This window comes from Pseudomonas sp. o96-267, assembly GCF_003935465.1.
In the GTDB taxonomy this organism is placed as follows: Bacteria; Pseudomonadota; Gammaproteobacteria; order Pseudomonadales; family Pseudomonadaceae; genus Aquipseudomonas; species Aquipseudomonas sediminis.
In genome coordinates this window covers 51,883-69,856 of the sequence record NZ_RHQP01000007.1, presented here as the reverse complement: position 1 = coordinate 69,856, position 17,974 = coordinate 51,883, and the positions used below count along the sequence as shown (strand labels likewise).

The window sequence follows — 17,974 nt, the reverse complement described above, 5'->3', positions numbered from 1 at the left end:
CGGCGGGCTAAAAGAGGCATGGCTTACAGCACGTAAATGGGCACTGCTTCAGCCGGTTTCAATGCCATGACGACAACGCAGGTCGCTTTCAGCGGTGACTGTCAGTTGAACAGGCCGAAGAAGAACAGTCGAATGCTGTCCCACAGACGACGCAGCAGGCCGCCCTCTTCTACCGGCTCCAGCGCCACCAGATCGGTGCTGCGCACCACGTCGTCACCCAGTTTGACTTCGACCTTGCCGATCACATCGCCCTGCTGGATCGGTGCGATCAGCTGCGGGTTGATGATCATGCTGGCCTGCAGTTTTTCCAACTGGCCCTTGGGCATGGTGATGGTCAGGTTCTCTGCCAGCCCCGCCTTGACCTGGTGTGTAGCGCCCTTCCAGACGGTGGCCTGAGCCAGCTCTGCGCCTTTCTGGTAGAAGGTGCGGCTTTCGAAGAAGCGGAAGCCATAGGTCAGCAGCTTCTGGGTTTCCGCCGCACGGGCCTGCTCGCTGTCGGTACCGAATACCGAGGTGATCATGCGCGCACCATCACGTACGGCCGAGGCCACCAGGCAGTAGCCGGCCTCCGAGGTGTGACCGGTTTTCAGGCCATCGACGGTACGGTCGCGCCACAGCAGCAGGTTACGGTTGGGCTGCTTGATGTTGTTCCAGAGGAACTCTTTCTGCGAGTAGATCGCATAGTGCTCAGCGTCTTCGTCGATGATCGCGCGCGCCAGGATCGCCATGTCATGGGCACTGGAGTAGTGCTCCGGGTGCGGCAGGCCGGTGGCGTTCATGAAGTGGCTGTTCTTCATGCCCAGGCGCTCGGCGGTAGTGTTCATCATGTCGGCGAAGGCGTCTTCGCTGCCGGCGATGTATTCGGCGATGGCGATGCTGGCGTCGTTGCCGGACTGGATGATGATGCCGTGCAGCAGATCGTCGACCGTGGCCTGGCTGTTCAGCGGCAGGAACATGGTGGAACCACCGGACGCGGCGCCACCGGTGCGCCAGGCATGCTCGCTGATGGTCACCAGATCCTGTTCGCCGATCTTGCCGTTGCGGATTTCCAGGGTGGCGATGTAGGCGGTCATCAGCTTGGTCAGACTGGCCGGCGGCAGGCGCTGGTCAGCGTTGTTCTCGACCAGGACGTTGCCGCTGGCGGCGTCCATCAGAACATAGGATTTGGCGGCCAGTTGCGGCGCCGCAGGCACCACCTGCTGGTTGGCCATGGCGAGTGGCGCGGCCAGAAGGGTAAGAACCAGTGAAGCACGTTGCACGAAGCTGGTGATGTTCATCCGTCTCTCGAAAATCGTTGCATGGGTTGTACGGCCCCGTAGGGCCATCTTTCGACTCGCCAATAGGCGAGCCTCGGATTTAGTCCGGCAAACACCGGTTAAGTTGCCATCAGTCGGCACGCACTAGCGTGGGCTGCCCCAGGTTGGCCAGGCGCACACTGCTCTGCAGTTGCTCAGCCTCGCCCTGGTTGCTGATCGGCCCCATGCGCACCCGATGCAGAATCTGCTGGTCGCGCACCACTGAGCTGATGAACACCGGCACACTGCTGGTCTGGCTCAGCTTGGACTTGAGCAGCTCCGCAGCGTCCGGATTGGCGAAGGCTCCCACCTGGAGATACAGGCCAGAGGCTCCGAGTGAATCGTTTTTTTTTGCGTCGATCTGCACGGGCACCACCGCAGCGGCGTGCTGTGCGGGCGGCGGCGCGTACTGCTCGACGACCTGCGGCACGGGCTGCGCGACGGGTTGAGCCACAGCTGCCTTGGCCGGCTGATTGTTGGCCAGCACCAATGGCACCGGACGACCCTGCTGCGCCCACCACTCGTGCGGGTCGATGCCTTCGACCTTGACCCGCGCAGTGCCCTTCTCGGCATAGCCGAGCTTCTTCGCGGCAGCGAAGGACAGATCGATGATGCGGTCGGAGTAGAACGGCCCACGGTCATTGACCCGCAGGATCACGACCTTGCCGTTCTCCAGGTTGGTCACGCGCACGTAACTGGGCAGTGGCAATGTCTTATGCGCTGCGGTCATGCCGTACAGATCGTAGGTTTCGCCGTTGGCAGTGGCCTGGCCATGAAATTTGGTGCCGTACCAGGAAGCAGGCCCTGTCGCCTGGTAGCGACGGGCGTCCTGAATCGGGTAGTACTGCTTGCCGAATACCACATAGGGGCTGGCTTTGACCGGCCCGTAATGTGGCATGGGGATGGCGTCCTGAATCTTCGAGACATCGACGTCCCACCAGGGTGCGCCATCCCTGTGTGGACGGTTGAAATCATCCGGGCCAGAGATACCGGCCGACTGACCGGGCACCACCGCGGGCTGCGGTGCCCGATTGGAGGAGCAGCTCGCCAGCAACAGCGCTGCCGTTACGCAGGCTGCCAGCGGCAGCAGTTTGGACGCACTCATCGATTACCCCGCGTTTCGACCAGCAGTTCGGCCAGTTGGTTGACTGCCATGGCATACATCACGCTGCGATTGTAGCGGGTGATGGTGTAGAAGTTGGGCAAACCGAACCAGTATTCGTCGCCTTGCGCGCCTTCCAGACGGAATGCGGTCACCGGCAGGTCTTCTGCCAGTTTGTCCTGGCTCTTCCAGCCCAGCGCACGCAGTTCGGCGACGCTCTTCACCGGGTCCAGGCCCTGGGTCAGGCCTTCGTCGACGCGAGCACCGCTGGCCTCGACGCGACTGGCGACCTGGCCGCCGGCCTGCCAGCCGTGACGTTTGAAATAGCTGGCAACACTGCCGATGGCATCGGTCGGGTTGCTCCAGATGTTGATATGGCCGTCGCCGTCGAAGTCCACGGCGTAAGCACGGAAGCTGCTCGGCATGAACTGCGGCAAGCCCATGGCACCGGCGTAAGAGCCCTTGAGGCTGATCGGATCGACCTGCTCCTCACGAGTCAGCAGCAGAAATTCGCGCAATTCCTTGCGGAAGAACGGTGCGCGCGGCGGGTAGTCGAAGGCCAGGGTCGACAGCGCATCCATTACCCGCCAGCTGCCGGTATTGCCGCCGTAGAAGGTTTCCACGCCGATGATGGCGACGATGAACTGCGGCGGCACACCGTACTCGGCCTCGGCCTTTTCCAGCGCAGCCTGGTTCTTGTTCCAGAATTCCACACCCTGAGCGATGCGCTTGTCGGTGATGAAAATCGGGCGATAGTCCTTCCAGGGTTTGACCTTCTCGGCCGGACGCGAAATGGCATCGAGGATCGCCTGCTTACGCTCGACCTCGGTGAACAGACTGACCAGTTGCTCACTGGCAAAGCCATAGTCGCGGGTCATTTCCTCGATGAACTCGGCCACCTGCGGCGAGCCGTCGTAATCGGCCGCCAGCGCCTGAGCGCCAGTGCCGAACACGCCGGCGATACCGACTCCCATCAACGTACGAGCAGCCCAACTACGCAGAGAATGCATTAACCCATAACCCCCAAATCAAACCTGAGCGATCCACTTTCTGTGGGTGTGGATCGCCATCAATATCCCGAAGCCTGACAACAGCGTGACCAGATGGGTTCCGCCGTAACTAATGAAGGGCAGCGGAACCCCAACCACCGGCAGCAGCCCGCTGACCATGCCGATGTTGACGAATACGTAGACGAAGAAGGTCATGGTCAGCGCCCCGGCCAGCAGCTTGCCGAACAGCGTCTGCGCCTGAGCGGTGATCACCAGGCCACGCGCCAACAGCAGTAGATAGAGCAGCAACAACAGGCAGACGCCGACCAGGCCGAACTCCTCCGCGAGCACGGCAATGATAAAGTCCGTGTGGCTTTCCGGCAAAAAATCCAGGTGCGACTGAGTACCCAGCAACCAGCCCTTGCCCAATACACCGCCGGAACCGATGGCGGCCTTGGACTGGATAATGTTCCAGCCCGCCCCCAGCGGGTCGCTCTCCGGATTGAGGAAGGTCAGCACGCGGCGTTTCTGGTAGTCATGCATGACGAAGTACCACATGCCCACCGCAACCGGCACCACGGCAGCGGCGGCGCCGATGATCCAGCGCCATTGCAGGCCGGCCATGAACACCACGAACGCACCCGAGGCGAGGATCAGCAGCGAGGTGCCCAGGTCCGGCTGCTTGACGATCAGCACGAAGGGCACACCGATCATCGCCAGACTGATGACGATGTGCTTGAAGCGCGGCGGCAGGTTATGCCGCGACAGGTACCAGGCGATGGTCATCGGCATGATGATCTTCATCAGCTCCGACGGCTGGAAGCGTATCACCCCGGGGATATTGATCCAGCGTGTGGCGCCCATCGCGGTATGGCCCATCACTTCCACCACCATCAGCAGCGCGACGCCTATCACGTAGGCAAGGGGCACCCAGCGCGCCATGAAGCGCGGGTCGAACTGGGCAATCACCACCACCGCGAGCATGCCAATGCCAAAGGACGACGCCTGCTTGAGCAGCAGGTCGATGTTCTTGCCACTGGCCGAATACAGAATGAACAGGCTGCCAGTGCCGAGAATCAGCAACAGCAGCAGCAACCAGCCATCGATGTGCATGCGCTGCAGCAGACTGGCGCGACGACGCAGCACGTCCTCGTCGGACAGGGTACGGTCGAAATTGCTGATCATCGCTGACTGACCTCGGCAGGCTTGGGCAACGCGAACTTGGCCTTGAGCTGGCCGGTTTCCTTATCCAGCAGCCAGGCATCCATCACCTGCTTGACCACGGGCGCGGCAACACCGGAGCCGGACTCACCGTTTTCCACCATGACCGCGACGGCGATCTGCGGGTTGTTCGCCGGTGCAAAACCGATGAACAGCGCGTGGTCGCGGTGGCGCTCCTGTACCTTGTTACGGTCGTACTTCTCACCCTGCTTGATCGCCACCACCTGCGCCGTACCGCTCTTGCCAGCGATGCGATAGACCGAACTGTCACCAACCTTGCGCGCGGTACCGCGAGGGCCGTGCAACACCTCTTCCATGCCGCGAATGCCGTAATCCCAGAACTTGGGATCACGCAGGACGATATCCGCAATCGGATTGGGGTCTGACGGCAGGCGGCCATCGACGCTCTTGGCCAGGTGCGGACGAATCCACTTGCCGCGCGTGGCCATCAATGCGGTGGCCTGCGCCAGTTGCAGCGGCGTGGTCTGCATGTAGCCCTGACCGATACCGAGAATCAGCGTCTCGCCCGGATACCAGGGTTGACGATAACGTGCCCGTTTCCAGTCGCGCGAAGGCATCAGGCCGGCGGTCTCCTCGAACATATCCAGGGAAACACGCTGCCCAAGGCCGAAGCGGCTCATGTAATCGTGCATGCGATCGACGCCCATCTTGTGCGCCAGATCGTAGAAATAGGTGTCGTTGGAGCGAGCGATGGCCAGATTGAGATCGACCCAACCGTCACCAGTACGGTTCCAGTTACGGTATTTGTGGCTGTGGTTGGGCAACTGATAGAAGCCTGGGTCGAACACCCGCGAAGTAGGCGTGACCACACCGGCATCGAGACCGGCCACAGCAACCATCGGTTTGATCGTCGAGCCCGGCGGATAGAGGCCGCGCAGCACCCGGTTGTAGAGCGGCTGATCGATGGAGTCGCGCAGCTCACCATAGGCCTTGAAGCTGATACCGGTGACGAAGGGGTTGGGGTCGAAGCTGGGCTGGCTGACCATCGCCAGCACTTCGCCATTGTTCGGATCGATGGCCACCACGGCGCCACGTCGGCCGCCCAGGGCGTTCTCGGCCGCCTCCTGCAGGTGTACGTCGAGACTGAGCACGATGTCCTTGCCCGGCTTTGGATCGACGCGGTTTAGTACGCGCAATACGCGGCCACGGGCATTGGTCTCGACCTCCTCATAGCCGACCTCGCCGTGCAGCTCGTCCTCGTAGAAACGTTCGATACCGGTCTTGCCGATATGATGCGTGCCGGCATAGTCGGTAGGGTCGAGGCGCTTGAGCTCCTGCTCGTTGATGCGCCCGACATAGCCGACCGAATGAGCGAAGTGCTCCTGCTGCGGGTAATGCCGCACCAGCTGCGCAGCCACCTCGACGCCCGGCAGACGGAACTGGTTGACCGCGATGCGGGCAATCTGCTCCTCGCTCAGCTCGAACAGGATCGGTACCGGTTCGAACGGACGCCGCCCCTGGCGCACGCGGCGTTCGAACAGCGCGCGCTCGTCCTCGCTAAGCTCCAGTACCTCGACCACTGTATCGAGCACGCTAAGCCAGTCACCGGCACGCTCTCGGGTCACGGTCAGGCTGAAGCTGGGGCGGTTGTCGGCGATGATCACGCCGTTGCGATCGTAGATCAGCCCACGGGTCGGCGGCAGCGGCTGCACGTGGATACGGTTGTTCTCTGCCAGGGTGCTGTGATGCTCGTACTGGATCACCTGCAGGTAGTACATGCGCATGACCAGCACGCAGGTCAGCAGGATAATCACCACGCCGCCGACGAGCACCCGGCGCTTGACCAGGCGAGCGTCCTTTTCGTGATCCTTGAGGCGAATCGGCTGCGGCATGACTACTTGATCACTTGTGGTACGGGTGGCCGGACAATACGGTCCAGGCTCGGTAGATCTGCTCGCCGAGCAGGATACGCACCAGCGGATGCGGCAACGTCAGAGGCGACAGAGACCAGCGCTGCTCGCTACGCGCGCAGACCTCCGGTGCCAGCCCTTCCGGGCCACCGACCATGAGGTTGACGTTGCGTGCATCGAGGCGCCAGCGATCAAGCTCCGCTGCCAGTTGCTCGGTGCTCCATGGCTTGCCATGGACCTCCAGCGTGACGATACGTTCGCCGGGCTGCACCTTGCTCAGCATGGCCTCACCCTCCTGACGGATCAGGCGGGCGACGTCGGCATTCTTGCCGCGGGTATTGAGGGGAATTTCCACCAGCTCCAGCGGCAATTCGGCAGGCAGACGCTTGACGTACTCCTGCCAGCCCTCTTCGACCCAACGCGGCATGCGCGAACCGACGGCGATCAGTTTGATCCGCACGGTTTACGCTTACTCGGCCGAATGTTGCGCGCGGCTCTGCTCGGCGCCCTGCCACAGGCGCTCGAGGTCGTAGAACTGACGCGCGGTCGGCAGCATCACGTGAACGACGATGTCGCCCAGGTCGAGCAGGGCCCATTCGCCGCTGTCCAGACCTTCGCTACCGATCGGGCGCACGCCCTGCTCCTTGACCTTTTCCAGCACATTTTCCACCAGCGATTTGACCTGACGGCTGGAGCTACCGCTGGCGATCACCATGAAGTCGGTGATGCTGGTCTTGTCCTTGACGTCGATCACGGTGATATCGGTCGCCTTGATCTCTTCCAGCGCCGCCACGGCGATCTTGACCAGCTCTTCGCTGGGCATGTTCTGCTTGCTCATAAATGACTCATTTGCCTCGTGTAATGGACGCCAGCGCACATGCGCAGCGTTTCAAGCATTGGGCGCACGGTACAGATCGTGCGCCTGGATATAGGCCAGTACCGCATCGGGCAGCAGATATCGCGCCGAGCGGCCGGTTGCCAACAAGTGGCGAATCTGCGTGGCGGAAATCGCCAGCGGAGTCTGCCATATGAAACTGATTTGCCCGCCTGCACCCTGCAGGCTCAGCGGGTCACTGACACTGCGTGCAGCCAGCAGATCGCGCAGCGCCTCCGGCGCCTCGCTGTCGGCATCCGGCCGCTGCAGTACCAGCAGATGGCAGTGTTGCAGCAACTCCTGCCAACGATGCCAACTCGGCAGGCCGCAAAAAGCGTCCCAGCCAAGCAGCAGAAACAACTGATCGTCCACCGCCAACTCGGCGCGCACCGACTCCAGCGTGTCCACCGTGTACGACGGCTTGTCGCGAAGAAGCTCGCGGTCATCGACCGTCAACCGCGCCTCGCCAGACACCGCCAGTTCGACCATGGCCAGGCGCTGCTCGGCTGTTGCCTGCGGCGTATCACGGTGCGGCGGCCTGGCGCTGGGGATCAACCGCAGCTCGTCCAGCGCCATGAATTCCGCCACTTCCAGCGCGGCACGCAGATGCCCGATATGCACCGGGTTGAAGGTACCGCCGAGCAGGCCGATGCGTCGGGCGCCGAGTCCGTTCATTTATGTGCGAATGTGTCCATCGCCAAAGACCACGTACTTCTCGCTGGTCAGGCCGTCCAGGCCGACCGGGCCGCGTGCATGCAGCTTGTCGGTGGAGATGCCGATCTCCGCACCCAGGCCGTACTCGAAGCCATCGGCGAAGCGAGTCGAGGCATTGACCATCACCGAAGCGGAATCCACCTCGGTGAGGAAACGCCGCGCATCGCTGAAGTTCTCGGTAATGATCGAATCGGTGTGCTGCGAGCCGTAATGATTGATGTGTTCGATGGCCGCATCCAGCGAGTCGACGATGCGAATCGCCAGGATCGGCGCGTTGTACTCGGCGAACCAGTCGTCCTCGCTCGCTTCCAGCACATCGCCGCCCAGCAGCTCGCGGGTGGCGGCATCGCCACGCAGCTCAACACCTTTGTCGCGGTAGATGGCGGCCAGCGGCGGCAGCACCTTGCCCGCCACGGCAGCGTGCACCAGCAGGGTTTCCATGGCGTTGCACGGCGAATAACGCTGGGTCTTGGCGTTGTCGGCAACGCGAATCGCCTTGTCCAGATCAGCGGCGACGTCGATATAGACGTGGCAAACGCCGTCCAGATGCTTGATCACCGGCACCTTGGCATCGCGGCTGATGCGCTCGATCAGGCCCTTGCCACCGCGCGGCACGATCACGTCGACAAACTTCGGCATGGCGATCAGCTCACCGACGGCAGCGCGATCAGTGGTTTCCACCACCTGCACGGCAGCGGCCGGCAGGTCAGCCTCGGCCAGGCCCTGCTGGATGCAGCGGGCAATCGCCTGGTTGGAATGAATGGCCTCGGAGCCACCACGCAGAATGGTGGCATTGCCGGACTTCAGGCACAGGCTGGCGGCATCGATGGTCACGTTGGGACGCGACTCGTAGATGATGCCGATCACGCCCAGCGGCACACGCATCTTGCCGACCTGAATACCGGACGGCAGGTAGCGCATGCCCTGGATCTCGCCAATCGGGTCGGGCAGGGTCGCCACCTGGCGCAAGCCTTCGATCATGCTGTCGATCACCGCCGGCGTCAGCGCCAGGCGGTCGACCATGGCCGGCTCCAGACCGCTGGCGCGGGCAGCTGCCAGGTCCAGCTCATTAGCGGCAGTCAGCTCGGCGCGAGCGGCGTCGAGGGCATTGGCAGCAGCCTGCAGCGCGCGATTCTTCTGCGCGGTGCTGGCGCGGGCGAGCACCTTTGATGCCTGGCGGGCGGCTTGGCCCAGGCGGGTCATATAGTCGTGCACGGACTCGGTCATGGCGGCGGAGGTCTGGCAGTTGGAAAAAGGGGCTGATTATAGCGGGCTCGCAAGGCCGCGCCCAGCGGCGTCTGGCAAGCGGTAGGCAACCCATCCGCCGGGTGATGAATGCCAGGCAATGCCAGACGTAGCCGATGTAACGCGCCGTGGGCAACCGCGGCCATCATGGGCACTGGAACGTTCAGGCATTTTTAAGCTTCTTGTTGCTATGCTCGCCGCCCGAGACTTAGCCCCCGTGCGACAGATGAAGCCTGCCGACCCCACTCTCAGCTTGCCCTGGCCTGATGCCAATCCATTGCCCGACACCTTCTTCGACCGCGATGCACAGCTGCTCGCCCGCGAATTGCTTGGCAAGGTCATCCGCCATCGCGTCGGTGCGCTGTGGCTGAGTGCACGGATCATCGAGACCGAGGCCTACTACCTGGTCGACAAGGGCAGCCATGCATCGCTCGGCTACACAGAGAAGCGCAAGGCGCTGTTCGCCGATGGCGGGCATATCTACATGTACTACGCGCGCGGCGGCGATTCGCTGAACTTCAGTGCTCACGGGCCTGGTAATGCGGTGCTGATCAAATCCGCACATCCCTGGGTCGATGCCATCAGCGGCCCCGATGCCCTGGCGGCGATGCAACGCAACAACCTGGGCAGCCTCGACCAACCCCGCGCCATCGAGCGCTTGTGCGCCGGGCAGACGCTGCTCTGCAAGGCGCTGGGTCTGAAAGTGCCGGACTGGGATGCGCGTCGCTTCGATTTGCTGCGCTTGTTCGTCGAGGATGTCGGCGAACGACCGCATGTGATCATCCAGTGCGCGCGCCTGGGTATTCCCAAGGGCCGCGACGAGGACCTGCCCTACCGTTTCGTTGATGCCGCCTACGCACGTCACTGCACACGCAACCCTTTGCGTCGTGGACAGGTCGAAGGGCGTGATTATCGATTGTTGAGGGTTTCAGGAGCAGAACGATGAGCGTCTGGCTGGATAACCTGACCACCTGGCTGAGTGGCAACCCGCAATGGCTGGGGGTGGCGATCTTCATTATCGCCCTGCTCGAGTGCCTGGCCCTGGTGGGCATCGTGCTGCCCGGCGTGGTACTGCTGTTCAGCGTCGCGCTGCTGGCCGGCAGTGGGATACTGACGCTGTGGCAGACGCTATTGCTGGCCTACACCGGCGCGCTGTGCGGGGACATGATTTCCTACGCCCTAGGCAGACGCTTCAAGCACAACATCGGGCGCCTACCGGTGTTGCGTCACCATCCGCAGTGGATTCTGAGTGCCGAACTCTATTTCCGTCATTACGGCGTGGCCAGCCTGTTGGTCGGTCGCTTCATCGGCCCGCTGCGCCCAATGCTGCCGCTGGTAGCCGGCATGCTGAACATGCCACTGCTGCGTTTCATGCTGGTCAGCCTGGTGGCGGCAGCCGGCTGGGCGGTGGCTTACCTGTTGCCGGGCTGGGCGACCGGCGCGGCTCTGCGCCTGCCGATGGCAGAAGGTTTCTGGACGGAAGCAGCGGTACTGTTGGCCGGTATTGGCGTGATCCTGCTGCTGACCATTCAAGCCAGCCTGGCGGAAAAGCCGCGGGCCAGCCTGCTCGGTGGCGGCCTCAGCCTGTTACTGCTGTTGGCCATCATCATCGGCTGGCCGCACCTCGATGCGCTGGATCAGGGCCTGATGTCTTTGGTCCAGGAACAGCGCCAGCCGCACCTGGATCAATGGATCGGCACCCTGACCCGGCTGGGCGACTTCCATATCCAGTTTGCCGCGGCTGCAGTGCTGTGCGCCTTGCTGTTCCTGGCGCGGCAATGGCGTCACCTGCTCTTCGCCGGCTCGACCCTGCTGGTCACGGCGCTAGGCAACACCACGCTCAAGCATGGGTTTGCCCGGGCCCGCCCCGATGTGCTGAGCGAACCGCTAACGACGTACAGTTTCCCCAGCGGTCATAGCTCGGCAGCCTTTGCCTTTTTCCTGGTGCTGGGGGTGCTGGCCGGCCGTGGTCAATCGGCACGCCTGCGCCTGGCCTGGCTGGTAGTGGCGTGCCTGCCTGCCTTGGCGATCGCCTTGTCGCGGGTCTATCTGGGGGTGCACTGGCCCAGCGACATTATCGCCGGCGCTCTGTTGGCCTCAGCGGTATGCGGCCTGAGCCTGGCCCTGTGTCAGCGCCAGGAAGCGCTGCCGCCGCTGCCGGCGCGCCTGTGGTGGATCATCTTACCCGCCTGCCTATCGGTGCTGGGCGCCATGGCGACCTGGCAGTTGTCCACCGCACTACTGCGCTATTCCTATTAGGCTCTGTACGAAAAGTGCCTGCGCTCGGTGATGCTTCGTTAAAAACGGGTTCGGAATGCTCATTTACAGCTCGTAAACTCGACCGCGACTCCGACCGTTCCTCACCCGCTTTTGCCTCGCCTGACCTTCGCTCGACGACTTTTCGTACAAACCCTAAGGCGTCGCCTCAGACATCGCCCTGGAGCACCTCGAGCATGGCGTGCAGTTGCTCCAGGCGCAGGGCAGGATCATCGAGCTGAAGTAGCTGCAGTTTCTGCGCCGGCTCCAGCGGCAATAGATAGGCCAGCTGATTGGCCAGTTGCTGCTGACCGGCGACCACGCCGGTCATATCCAGGCCAGCCACCAGCGGATGCTCGGCCAGGGCCGCGTGCAGGGCGGCCAGATCAGCATGCTCGGCCTGCAGCGGGCTGTTGGGTTGCTCCTCCAGCCACTGCACGTCGGCGACGGCCAGTTGGTCCGGCAGAACCTGGGCGCGCTCGACATGAAAACGCCGACCGCCCTCGACGCGAATACCCAGCAGACCATTGGTACGCTGCTGAAAGTCGCGTACCAACGCCTCGCAGCCAATAGCGGCGAAACGGCTGGCGGCTTCTCCCACTTCTTCGCCCTCGACGATGCACACCACGCCGAACCCCGTGCCCTGTTTCATGCAGCGGCTGATCATGTCCAGGTAGCGTGCCTCGAATATCTGCAGGTCGAGCACACAACCGGGAAACAGAACGGTGTTGAGCGGGAACAGCGGGAGCTTCATGGTTTACGGCCTGTTATCTACGCAAGACTGCCGGAGCATCAGGGATGGTCAGGCAGGCTCTCACAGGAGCATGACAATCGCCAGCGGCAACAGCACGGCGGTGATCACCCCCATCAGGCTCATCGCCAGCGCGGCGAAGGCGCCGCACTCGTCGCTCTCCTGCAGGGCGCGCGCCGTACCCACGGCATGCGCGGTGATGCCCAGCGCCATACCCTGCGCCGCCGGATGATGAACCCGGCACAGACGCAGAATGGACGGTCCGACGATGGCGCCGATGACCCCGGTGATCATCACGAACACCGCCGCCAGTGCCGCGATGCCGCCAATCTGATCGGCCACCAGCATGGCGATCGGCGAAGTTACCGATTTCGGCGCCATGCTCATCAGCATGATGCGCTCGGCGCCGAACAGCCAGGCCAGCCCCGCGCCGAGTACAGTGGCGAAGGTGCCGGCAATCAGCAACGTCAGGATGATCGGCCAGAACAGCTGGCGAATCCGCCGCAGGTTGAGGTACAGCGGCACGGCCAGAGCCACCGTGGCCGGGCCGAGCAGCAGAGTCAGCGCCGCGACGCTGTTGCGGTACTCGGCAAAACTCAGGCCGCACAGCAGCAGAATGCCGATCACCGTGAGCATCGACACCAGTACCGGTTGCAGGAATACCCAGCGGGTTCGCTCGTAGGCGGCCATGGCCAGTTGGTAGGCGCCCAGGGTGATGCCGATGCCGAACAGCGGGTGATGGGTCAGCGCCTGCCAGGCGCCCTGCCAATCCGGACTCATACGTCCTCCTGGCGCTGCTGACGCTCGATCAATTTCTGCATCAGCCAGCCAGCGAACGCCAGCGACACCAGCAACGACAGTACCAGCGCGCCGACCACAGCCCAGAAATCGGCGGCGATATCGCTGGCATAAGCCATCACGCCCACTGCCGGCGGCACCAGTATCAGTGGCAGGTATTTGAGCAGGCTGCTGGACGCAACGCTGAGCGGCTCCCCCACCTCGCCACGCAGCATGAGAAAGACGAACAACAACAACATGCCGATGATCGGGCCAGGCAACATCGGCAGCAGCAGAACGTTGAGAACGGTACCCAGTAACTGGCACAGCACCAGCCAGGAAAGGCCGCGAAGCAGCATGTTTGAAGTCTCCAAAAAACGAGCGATGGCCGTGAGCGCCGCTTACGAGTAGGCCGCTGAAAAACGTAGGCGAGGCGGCCAGTGCAAGACAAAAACAGGCGAGGAAGCGCAGTTTACGAGTTGTAAATGAGCATTCCGAGCCTGTTTTTAACGCAGCAATGGCAACGTAGGTAGTTTTTCAGCGACCTACTGGAGGGGATTCCGGGCATCTATTAAGGCATGTCGGCCATTATAGGCGTGATGCCATCTCGCTGGCCTCTGTATTGCTTCGTCGAGCGGGCCTATGCAGCGTCATTCATCACGCCAGGGCAGGCTTGACCCGATGCCGCCCCCATGATGATCTAGGCCGCAACGGTTTCACGCACACAAGAAAAACACCCGCGTCCTCAAGGAGGAACTATGCCGTTAGTACCCGTAACAGAGCTCAAGGACTATGTTGGCAAGGAACTCGGCAAGTCCGAGTGGCTGACCATCGACCAGCAGCGCATCAACCAGTTCGCCGAGTGCACCGGCGACCACCAGTTCATCCACGTCGACCCGGAAAAGGCCAAGCTCACCCCCTTCGGCACCACCATCGCCCACGGTTTCCTGTCGCTGTCGCTGGTGCCGATGCTGATGGAAAAGATCATGATCATGCCGCAGGGCCTGAAGATGGCAGTGAACTACGGCCTCGACAGCGTGCGCTTCATCCAGCCGGTCAAGGTCAACTCCAAGGTGCGCCTGGTGGTGACTCTGGTCGACGCCAACGAGAAGAACCCCGGCCAGTGGCTGCTCAAGGCACGTGCCGTGCTGGAGATCGAAGGCCAGGAGAAACCTGCCTACATCGCCGAGCCGCTGACCCTCTGCTTCGTCTGATCCCTCCCAGGCATCTCCAGTCGCTCCTGTTTCCCGTGCCCAGCGCCGGAACAGGAGCGATCCTGCATCCGTAACCAGTGCGGCTATGCAGCGCAAGCATCCAGGCTTGCGGCATACTGCGTGCAAAGCACCGACCTGGACGTCCGTAATGAATCCCCTTGCCCTGTGTTTGCTGCCGCTGTGCCTGTCCTTGCTGATCGCCGGTTGCGATGAGGCGCGCCCGCTGTTGCCGGCCAATGCCACCCTGCCCGATGGCGGCCAGTATCGCGGCGAGATAGTCGACGGCTTGCTGCAAGGCCCCGGACGGCTGGACTACCGCAATGGCAGCTGGTTCGTCGGCCAGTTCAAGGACGGCATGCTCGAAGGTAGCGGCGAATGGCAGGGCCCCGGCGGCGAGCACTACCTGGGCGAATTTCACGAAGGTATGTTCCATGGCCAGGGCACCCTGACCTACAGCGACGGTAGCCGCTACGAAGGCGGTTTCGAACGCAACCGGTTCAGTGGCGTGGGCCTGCTCGAACAGGGCGGCCAGCGCTACCAGGGGGAATTTATCAACGACCGTTTCCATGGCCTGGGCAAACTGGAGATGGCCGACGGCAGCAGCTTCCAGGGCCAGTTCGTCAACGGCCAGGCAGAGGGCCAGGGCGTGCGCAGCGACGCCTACGGCAACCAGTACAGCGGCGTGTTCGTGCAAGGGCTGCTCAGTGGCCAGGGCAGTTACCGCAATGCAGATGGAGACAACTACAGCGGTGGTTTCCAGAACGACGAGTTTCATGGAAAGGGCCGCTACCAGAGCGCTGGCGGCGAGACCTGGGCCGGCGAATTCGTAGAAGGCGTGATGCAGGGCCCCGGCGAATACACCGACGGCGAAGGCACCCGCTACCTCGGCGAGTTCGCCGACTGGCAGTACGAGGGCGAAGGCCTGCTCACCCTGCCCGACGGCAGCGCCTATCGCGGCCACTTTTCAGGTGGTGATTACAGCGGCGAGGGCACCCTGACCCTGGCCGATGGCAACCGCCAGTCAGGCACCTGGCAAAGCGGCCGCCTGGTACGCGACGAGCAGGGTCAGGTCCTGCCTGACAGCCTCGAACTGGGCCTGCTGCAACAGGGGCAGTTGCTCGACCAGGCCATCGCCGCCATCCCGACCTCGACACCGGCACGCGAACTGTATGCGCTGACACTGGCCGGTGACGGCAAGCAAAGCGTATTCATGCGCGAAGCCGATTACGTCAGCCGACTGATGCGCGAGCGCTTCGGTGCCTATGGCAGCATCACCCTGGTCAACCATCGCGACCATCTTGCCGACCGCCCGCTGGCCACTCGCGAGAATCTCACCCGCGCGGTGCAAGCGCTGGCCGAACGCAGCGGCGAGGAAGACCTGATCTTCATTTACCTGACCAGCCACGGCTCGCGTCGTCATGAACTCAATCTCGACCAGCCGCGCCTGCAACTAGCCGACCTGCCTGCCAGCGAGCTGGCTGCCCTGCTCGCTCCGCTCAAGCAGCGCAACAAGGTGGTGGTGATTTCCGCCTGCTACTCCGGCGGTTTCATCCCGCCGCTGAAAGACGAAAAGACCCTGGTGATGACCGCTGCGCGCGCCGACCGGGTGTCCTTCGGCTGCAGCGAGGAAAACGACTTCACCTATTTCGGTCGCGCCCTGTTCGCCGAAGCGCTGGGCGAGACCGACAACCTTGAACGGGCCTTCGAACTGGCCAAGGAACGTGTCGCCGAGCGTGAGCAGAGCGACGGCTTCGAACCTTCCGAACCGCAGATCTGGGCGCCACGCGGCGTACTCCAGCACTGGCGCGAACTGCGCCAAAGCCAGGCCGAGCGTGCGCTCGGTGCCGTGGCCAGCGGTCCGGCAAAGGACTAACAGGCCGTTGAAAAACGTAGGCGAGGCAGGCAAGACGAGGCAAAAACAGCCGAAAAAGCGCAGTTTACGAGTTGTAAATGAGCATTTTGAGGCTGTTTTAAACGAAGCATTGCCAACGCAGGTAGTTTTTCAACAGCCTGTTAAGCTGAACTGTAATGGACAAGAGACAACTGCATGTACCTGACCCCGCAGCACATCCTTATCGCCGGCGCCACCGGACTCACCGGTGAACACCTGCTCGACCGCCTGCTCAGCGAGCCAACGGTCGCCCGCGTGCTGGCACCGACACGCCGCCCCCTGGCCGCACACCCGCACCTGGAAAACCCGGTAGGTGACCTGCAGGCCCTGCTGCCGCAGCTATCCGGGCAGGTCGATACCGCCTTCTGTTGTCTGGGCAGCACTATCAAGCAGGCCGGCTCACAGGAAGCCTTCCGCGCCGTCGACCATGACCTGGTGCTGGCATTCGCCCGTCGCGCTCGCGAGCTCGGCGCACGGCACTTGGTGGTGATCAGCGCCCTGGGCGCCAACGCCGGATCAAAGGTGTTCTACAACCGCATCAAGGGCGAAACCGAGGAAGCGTTGAAAGCCATGGACTGGCCGCAACTGACCATCGCCCGCCCATCGCTACTGCTCGGCGCGCGTCATGAATTCCGTCTCGGCGAGCGCCTGGCGGCGCCGCTGCTGCGCTGGCTGCCGGGCAAGTACCGCGGCATCGACGCCTGTGCCCTGGCCCGCGCCCTCTGGCGCCTGGCTCTGGAAGAGGAAGACGGCGTGCGCGTGATAGAGTCCTCCGACCTGCGCCGCCTGGGGCGCTGACGTGGTGGATAAAGCGATGAAACCGACAAGCCTGATCGAGGCGCTGCAAGACGCCGACATGCTCGAGATCGACGGTCTGTATGCCTGGCAGTTCGACCTCGACACCGAACTGCTGGCGCAAATCAGCGCTGGCACGGCGGGCAGCGACAGCGCCGCCAAACCGCTGCTACAGGTGCACTGCATCGATGGTCGCGAGCGCCGCTTGTGGAAGTTCTCCCTGGCTTCGGTACAGGCCGCGCGCTACAGCGAAGCGGACGACAGCTGGCTGATCGAAGGCAACGATGTCAGCCACACGCTCAAATGCTTCGCTGCTTACCGCGGCGACAACGATGAGGACGATGAAGGGCAGGACGAAGCCTGAACCATGGGTCTCTATGACCGCCATATCCTGCCGCATCTGATCGATTTCGCCTGCGGCATGGGCGCGGTGATGAAGGCGCGCTCGCAGATCGTGCCGCTAGCCAAGGGCCGAGTACTGGAGATCGGCATCGGCAGTGGCCTCAACCTGAGTTTCTACGATCCGCAGCGGGTCGAGGTGGTGGTTGGCGTCGACCCGTCCGCCGCCATGCAGCGCCTGGCCCGTGAGCGCGCCGAACGTTGCCAGGTACCGGTGGAGATGATCGCCCTGGAGCTGGGGCAAATTCAGGCAGCGGATGCCAGCTTCGATGAAATCGTCTGCACCTTCACCTTGTGCACCATCCCCGATCCGGTCTCTGCTCTGCGTGAAATGCGCCGCGTGCTCAAGCCTGGCGGGCGCCTGCTGTTCTGCGAACACGGCCTGGCACCGGACCTCCCCGTGGTGCGCTGGCAGAAGCGCCTGACGCCACTGTGGAAACCGCTGGCCGGCGGCTGCCATCTGGATCGCGACATACCCGCGCTGATCGAGGCTGGGGGCTTTCATATCCGCCAACTGGATACCGGCTACCTGAAAGGGCCCAGGCCCATGACCCACGTCTATCGTGGCTGGGCCGACTGA

The 17,974-nt window shown here is 62.9% G+C and carries 19 protein-coding genes; 7 read left to right on the top strand and 12 right to left on the bottom strand.

From position 1 onward, the window contains the following. Window positions 1-101: 101 nt before the first annotated feature. The 9 genes from EGJ86_RS06435 to EGJ86_RS06395 all read right to left on the bottom strand — a co-directional run bounded on the left by EGJ86_RS06435 (window position 102) and on the right by EGJ86_RS06395 (window position 9,293). On the bottom strand, window positions 102-1,277 hold the full coding sequence (locus EGJ86_RS06435) for a D-alanyl-D-alanine carboxypeptidase family protein (protein ID WP_099526366.1): 1,176 nt from the start codon (window positions 1,275-1,277) through the stop codon (window positions 102-104). A gap of 109 nt (window positions 1,278-1,386) precedes the next feature. After that, window positions 1,387-2,400, bottom strand: coding sequence for a septal ring lytic transglycosylase RlpA family protein (locus EGJ86_RS06430; protein WP_106733489.1), 1,014 nt, complete (start codon window positions 2,398-2,400; stop codon window positions 1,387-1,389). Continuing rightward, window positions 2,397-3,407, bottom strand: coding sequence for a lytic murein transglycosylase B (mltB, locus tag EGJ86_RS06425; protein WP_099526364.1), 1,011 nt, complete (start codon window positions 3,405-3,407; stop codon window positions 2,397-2,399). The genes EGJ86_RS06430 and mltB overlap by 4 nt, the downstream gene beginning before the upstream one ends. Window positions 3,408-3,425: 18 nt before the next feature. Next, window positions 3,426-4,529 carry a rod shape-determining protein RodA gene (gene rodA / locus EGJ86_RS06420; RefSeq protein ID WP_177429648.1) on the bottom strand — a complete coding sequence of 368 codons (1,104 nt, stop codon included), beginning with the start codon at window positions 4,527-4,529 and terminating at the stop codon, window positions 3,426-3,428. Between the two features lie 38 nt (window positions 4,530-4,567). After that, window positions 4,568-6,460: a penicillin-binding protein 2 gene (gene mrdA, locus EGJ86_RS06415; protein WP_106733488.1), complete on the bottom strand. Its 1,893-nt coding sequence runs from the start codon at window positions 6,458-6,460 to the stop codon at window positions 4,568-4,570. A 10-nt stretch (window positions 6,461-6,470) separates the two neighbouring features. Next, window positions 6,471-6,938, bottom strand: a complete 468-nt coding sequence (gene rlmH / locus EGJ86_RS06410) for a 23S rRNA (pseudouridine(1915)-N(3))-methyltransferase RlmH (protein WP_013717179.1) — start codon at window positions 6,936-6,938, stop codon at window positions 6,471-6,473. Between the two features lie 9 nt (window positions 6,939-6,947). Further along, window positions 6,948-7,301, bottom strand: coding sequence for a ribosome silencing factor (gene rsfS, locus EGJ86_RS06405; protein ID WP_003240193.1), 354 nt, complete (start codon window positions 7,299-7,301; stop codon window positions 6,948-6,950). Between the two features lie 66 nt (window positions 7,302-7,367). Then, the gene (nadD, locus tag EGJ86_RS06400; protein ID WP_125834467.1) at window positions 7,368-8,027 is read right to left on the bottom strand and encodes a nicotinate-nucleotide adenylyltransferase; all 660 of its coding nucleotides are present in this window, start codon (window positions 8,025-8,027) and stop codon (window positions 7,368-7,370) included. Further along, entirely contained in the window at window positions 8,028-9,293 is a 1,266-nt protein-coding gene (locus EGJ86_RS06395) for a glutamate-5-semialdehyde dehydrogenase (RefSeq protein ID WP_125834466.1), read from the bottom strand. Between the two features lie 244 nt (window positions 9,294-9,537). Here EGJ86_RS06395 and EGJ86_RS06390 point away from each other — a divergent pair, with 244 nt between their 5' ends. Both EGJ86_RS06390 and EGJ86_RS06385 read left to right on the top strand, forming a co-directional pair. Beyond that, the gene (locus EGJ86_RS06390) at window positions 9,538-10,257 is read left to right on the top strand and encodes a DNA-3-methyladenine glycosylase (RefSeq protein ID WP_125834465.1); all 720 of its coding nucleotides are present in this window, start codon (window positions 9,538-9,540) and stop codon (window positions 10,255-10,257) included. Then, complete coding sequence (locus tag EGJ86_RS06385; RefSeq protein WP_125834464.1) at window positions 10,254-11,570, top strand: bifunctional DedA family/phosphatase PAP2 family protein; 1,317 nt, start codon at window positions 10,254-10,256, stop codon at window positions 11,568-11,570. Before EGJ86_RS06390 ends, EGJ86_RS06385 begins: the two co-directional genes overlap by 4 nt. A gap of 166 nt (window positions 11,571-11,736) precedes the next feature. Here the strand turns inward: EGJ86_RS06385 and EGJ86_RS06380 are convergent, their stop codons facing one another. Genes EGJ86_RS06380 through EGJ86_RS06370 form a run of 3 tightly spaced genes read right to left on the bottom strand, consistent with a single transcriptional unit; the run spans window position 11,737 to window position 13,454 of the window. Then, a complete protein-coding gene (locus EGJ86_RS06380) occupies window positions 11,737-12,321 on the bottom strand; it encodes an LON peptidase substrate-binding domain-containing protein (protein WP_125834463.1) in 585 nt (194 codons plus the stop codon). A gap of 60 nt (window positions 12,322-12,381) precedes the next feature. Next, entirely contained in the window at window positions 12,382-13,098 is a 717-nt protein-coding gene (locus tag EGJ86_RS06375) for an LrgB family protein (protein WP_125834462.1), read from the bottom strand. Continuing rightward, window positions 13,095-13,454 carry a CidA/LrgA family protein gene (locus EGJ86_RS06370; RefSeq protein ID WP_099526355.1) on the bottom strand — a complete coding sequence of 120 codons (360 nt, stop codon included), beginning with the start codon at window positions 13,452-13,454 and terminating at the stop codon, window positions 13,095-13,097. Before EGJ86_RS06370 ends, EGJ86_RS06375 begins: the two co-directional genes overlap by 4 nt. Before the next feature lie 399 nt (window positions 13,455-13,853). Between EGJ86_RS06370 and EGJ86_RS06365 the strand changes: the two genes are divergently transcribed. From EGJ86_RS06365 to EGJ86_RS06340, 5 genes are all read left to right on the top strand, one after another. Beyond that, entirely contained in the window at window positions 13,854-14,309 is a 456-nt protein-coding gene (locus tag EGJ86_RS06365) for a MaoC family dehydratase (RefSeq protein ID WP_125834461.1), read from the top strand. A gap of 148 nt (window positions 14,310-14,457) precedes the next feature. After that, on the top strand, window positions 14,458-16,182 hold the full coding sequence (locus EGJ86_RS06360; RefSeq protein WP_106733483.1) for a C13 family peptidase: 1,725 nt from the start codon (window positions 14,458-14,460) through the stop codon (window positions 16,180-16,182). 174 nt (window positions 16,183-16,356) lie between these two features. After that, a complete protein-coding gene (locus EGJ86_RS06350) occupies window positions 16,357-16,998 on the top strand; it encodes an oxidoreductase (RefSeq protein ID WP_099526351.1) in 642 nt (213 codons plus the stop codon). A gap of 16 nt (window positions 16,999-17,014) precedes the next feature. Next, window positions 17,015-17,359 (top strand): DUF5629 family protein, encoded by a 345-nt coding sequence (locus EGJ86_RS06345; RefSeq protein WP_099526350.1) that lies wholly within the window; start codon window positions 17,015-17,017, stop codon window positions 17,357-17,359. A gap of 3 nt (window positions 17,360-17,362) precedes the next feature. Continuing rightward, entirely contained in the window at window positions 17,363-17,974 is a 612-nt protein-coding gene (locus EGJ86_RS06340; RefSeq protein ID WP_106733482.1) for a class I SAM-dependent methyltransferase, read from the top strand.

What these genes read in the sequence shown, in the direction of transcription:
- EGJ86_RS06435 (WP_099526366.1), bottom strand. Translation starts at nt 1,277, where the DNA reads ATGAACATCACCAGCTTCGTGCAACGTGCTTCACTGGTTCTTACCCTT.
- EGJ86_RS06430 (WP_106733489.1), bottom strand. Translation starts at nt 2,400, where the DNA reads ATGAGTGCGTCCAAACTGCTGCCGCTGGCAGCCTGCGTAACGGCAGCG.
- mltB (WP_099526364.1), bottom strand. Translation starts at nt 3,407, where the DNA reads ATGCATTCTCTGCGTAGTTGGGCTGCTCGTACGTTGATGGGAGTCGGT.
- mrdA (WP_106733488.1), bottom strand. Translation starts at nt 6,460, where the DNA reads ATGCCGCAGCCGATTCGCCTCAAGGATCACGAAAAGGACGCTCGCCTG.
- rsfS (WP_003240193.1), bottom strand. Translation starts at nt 7,301, where the DNA reads ATGCCCAGCGAAGAGCTGGTCAAGATCGCCGTGGCGGCGCTGGAAGAG.
- nadD (WP_125834467.1), bottom strand. Translation starts at nt 8,027, where the DNA reads ATGAACGGACTCGGCGCCCGACGCATCGGCCTGCTCGGCGGTACCTTC.
- EGJ86_RS06395 (WP_125834466.1), bottom strand. Translation starts at nt 9,293, where the DNA reads ATGACCGAGTCCGTGCACGACTATATGACCCGCCTGGGCCAAGCCGCC.
- EGJ86_RS06390 (WP_125834465.1), top strand. Translation starts at nt 9,538, where the DNA reads ATGAAGCCTGCCGACCCCACTCTCAGCTTGCCCTGGCCTGATGCCAAT.
- EGJ86_RS06385 (WP_125834464.1), top strand. Translation starts at nt 10,254, where the DNA reads ATGAGCGTCTGGCTGGATAACCTGACCACCTGGCTGAGTGGCAACCCG.
- EGJ86_RS06380 (WP_125834463.1), bottom strand. Translation starts at nt 12,321, where the DNA reads ATGAAGCTCCCGCTGTTCCCGCTCAACACCGTTCTGTTTCCCGGTTGT.
- EGJ86_RS06375 (WP_125834462.1), bottom strand. Translation starts at nt 13,098, where the DNA reads ATGAGTCCGGATTGGCAGGGCGCCTGGCAGGCGCTGACCCATCACCCG.
- EGJ86_RS06370 (WP_099526355.1), bottom strand. Translation starts at nt 13,454, where the DNA reads ATGCTGCTTCGCGGCCTTTCCTGGCTGGTGCTGTGCCAGTTACTGGGT.
- EGJ86_RS06365 (WP_125834461.1), top strand. Translation starts at nt 13,854, where the DNA reads ATGCCGTTAGTACCCGTAACAGAGCTCAAGGACTATGTTGGCAAGGAA.
- EGJ86_RS06360 (WP_106733483.1), top strand. Translation starts at nt 14,458, where the DNA reads ATGAATCCCCTTGCCCTGTGTTTGCTGCCGCTGTGCCTGTCCTTGCTG.
- EGJ86_RS06350 (WP_099526351.1), top strand. Translation starts at nt 16,357, where the DNA reads ATGTACCTGACCCCGCAGCACATCCTTATCGCCGGCGCCACCGGACTC.
- EGJ86_RS06345 (WP_099526350.1), top strand. Translation starts at nt 17,015, where the DNA reads ATGAAACCGACAAGCCTGATCGAGGCGCTGCAAGACGCCGACATGCTC.
- EGJ86_RS06340 (WP_106733482.1), top strand. Translation starts at nt 17,363, where the DNA reads ATGGGTCTCTATGACCGCCATATCCTGCCGCATCTGATCGATTTCGCC.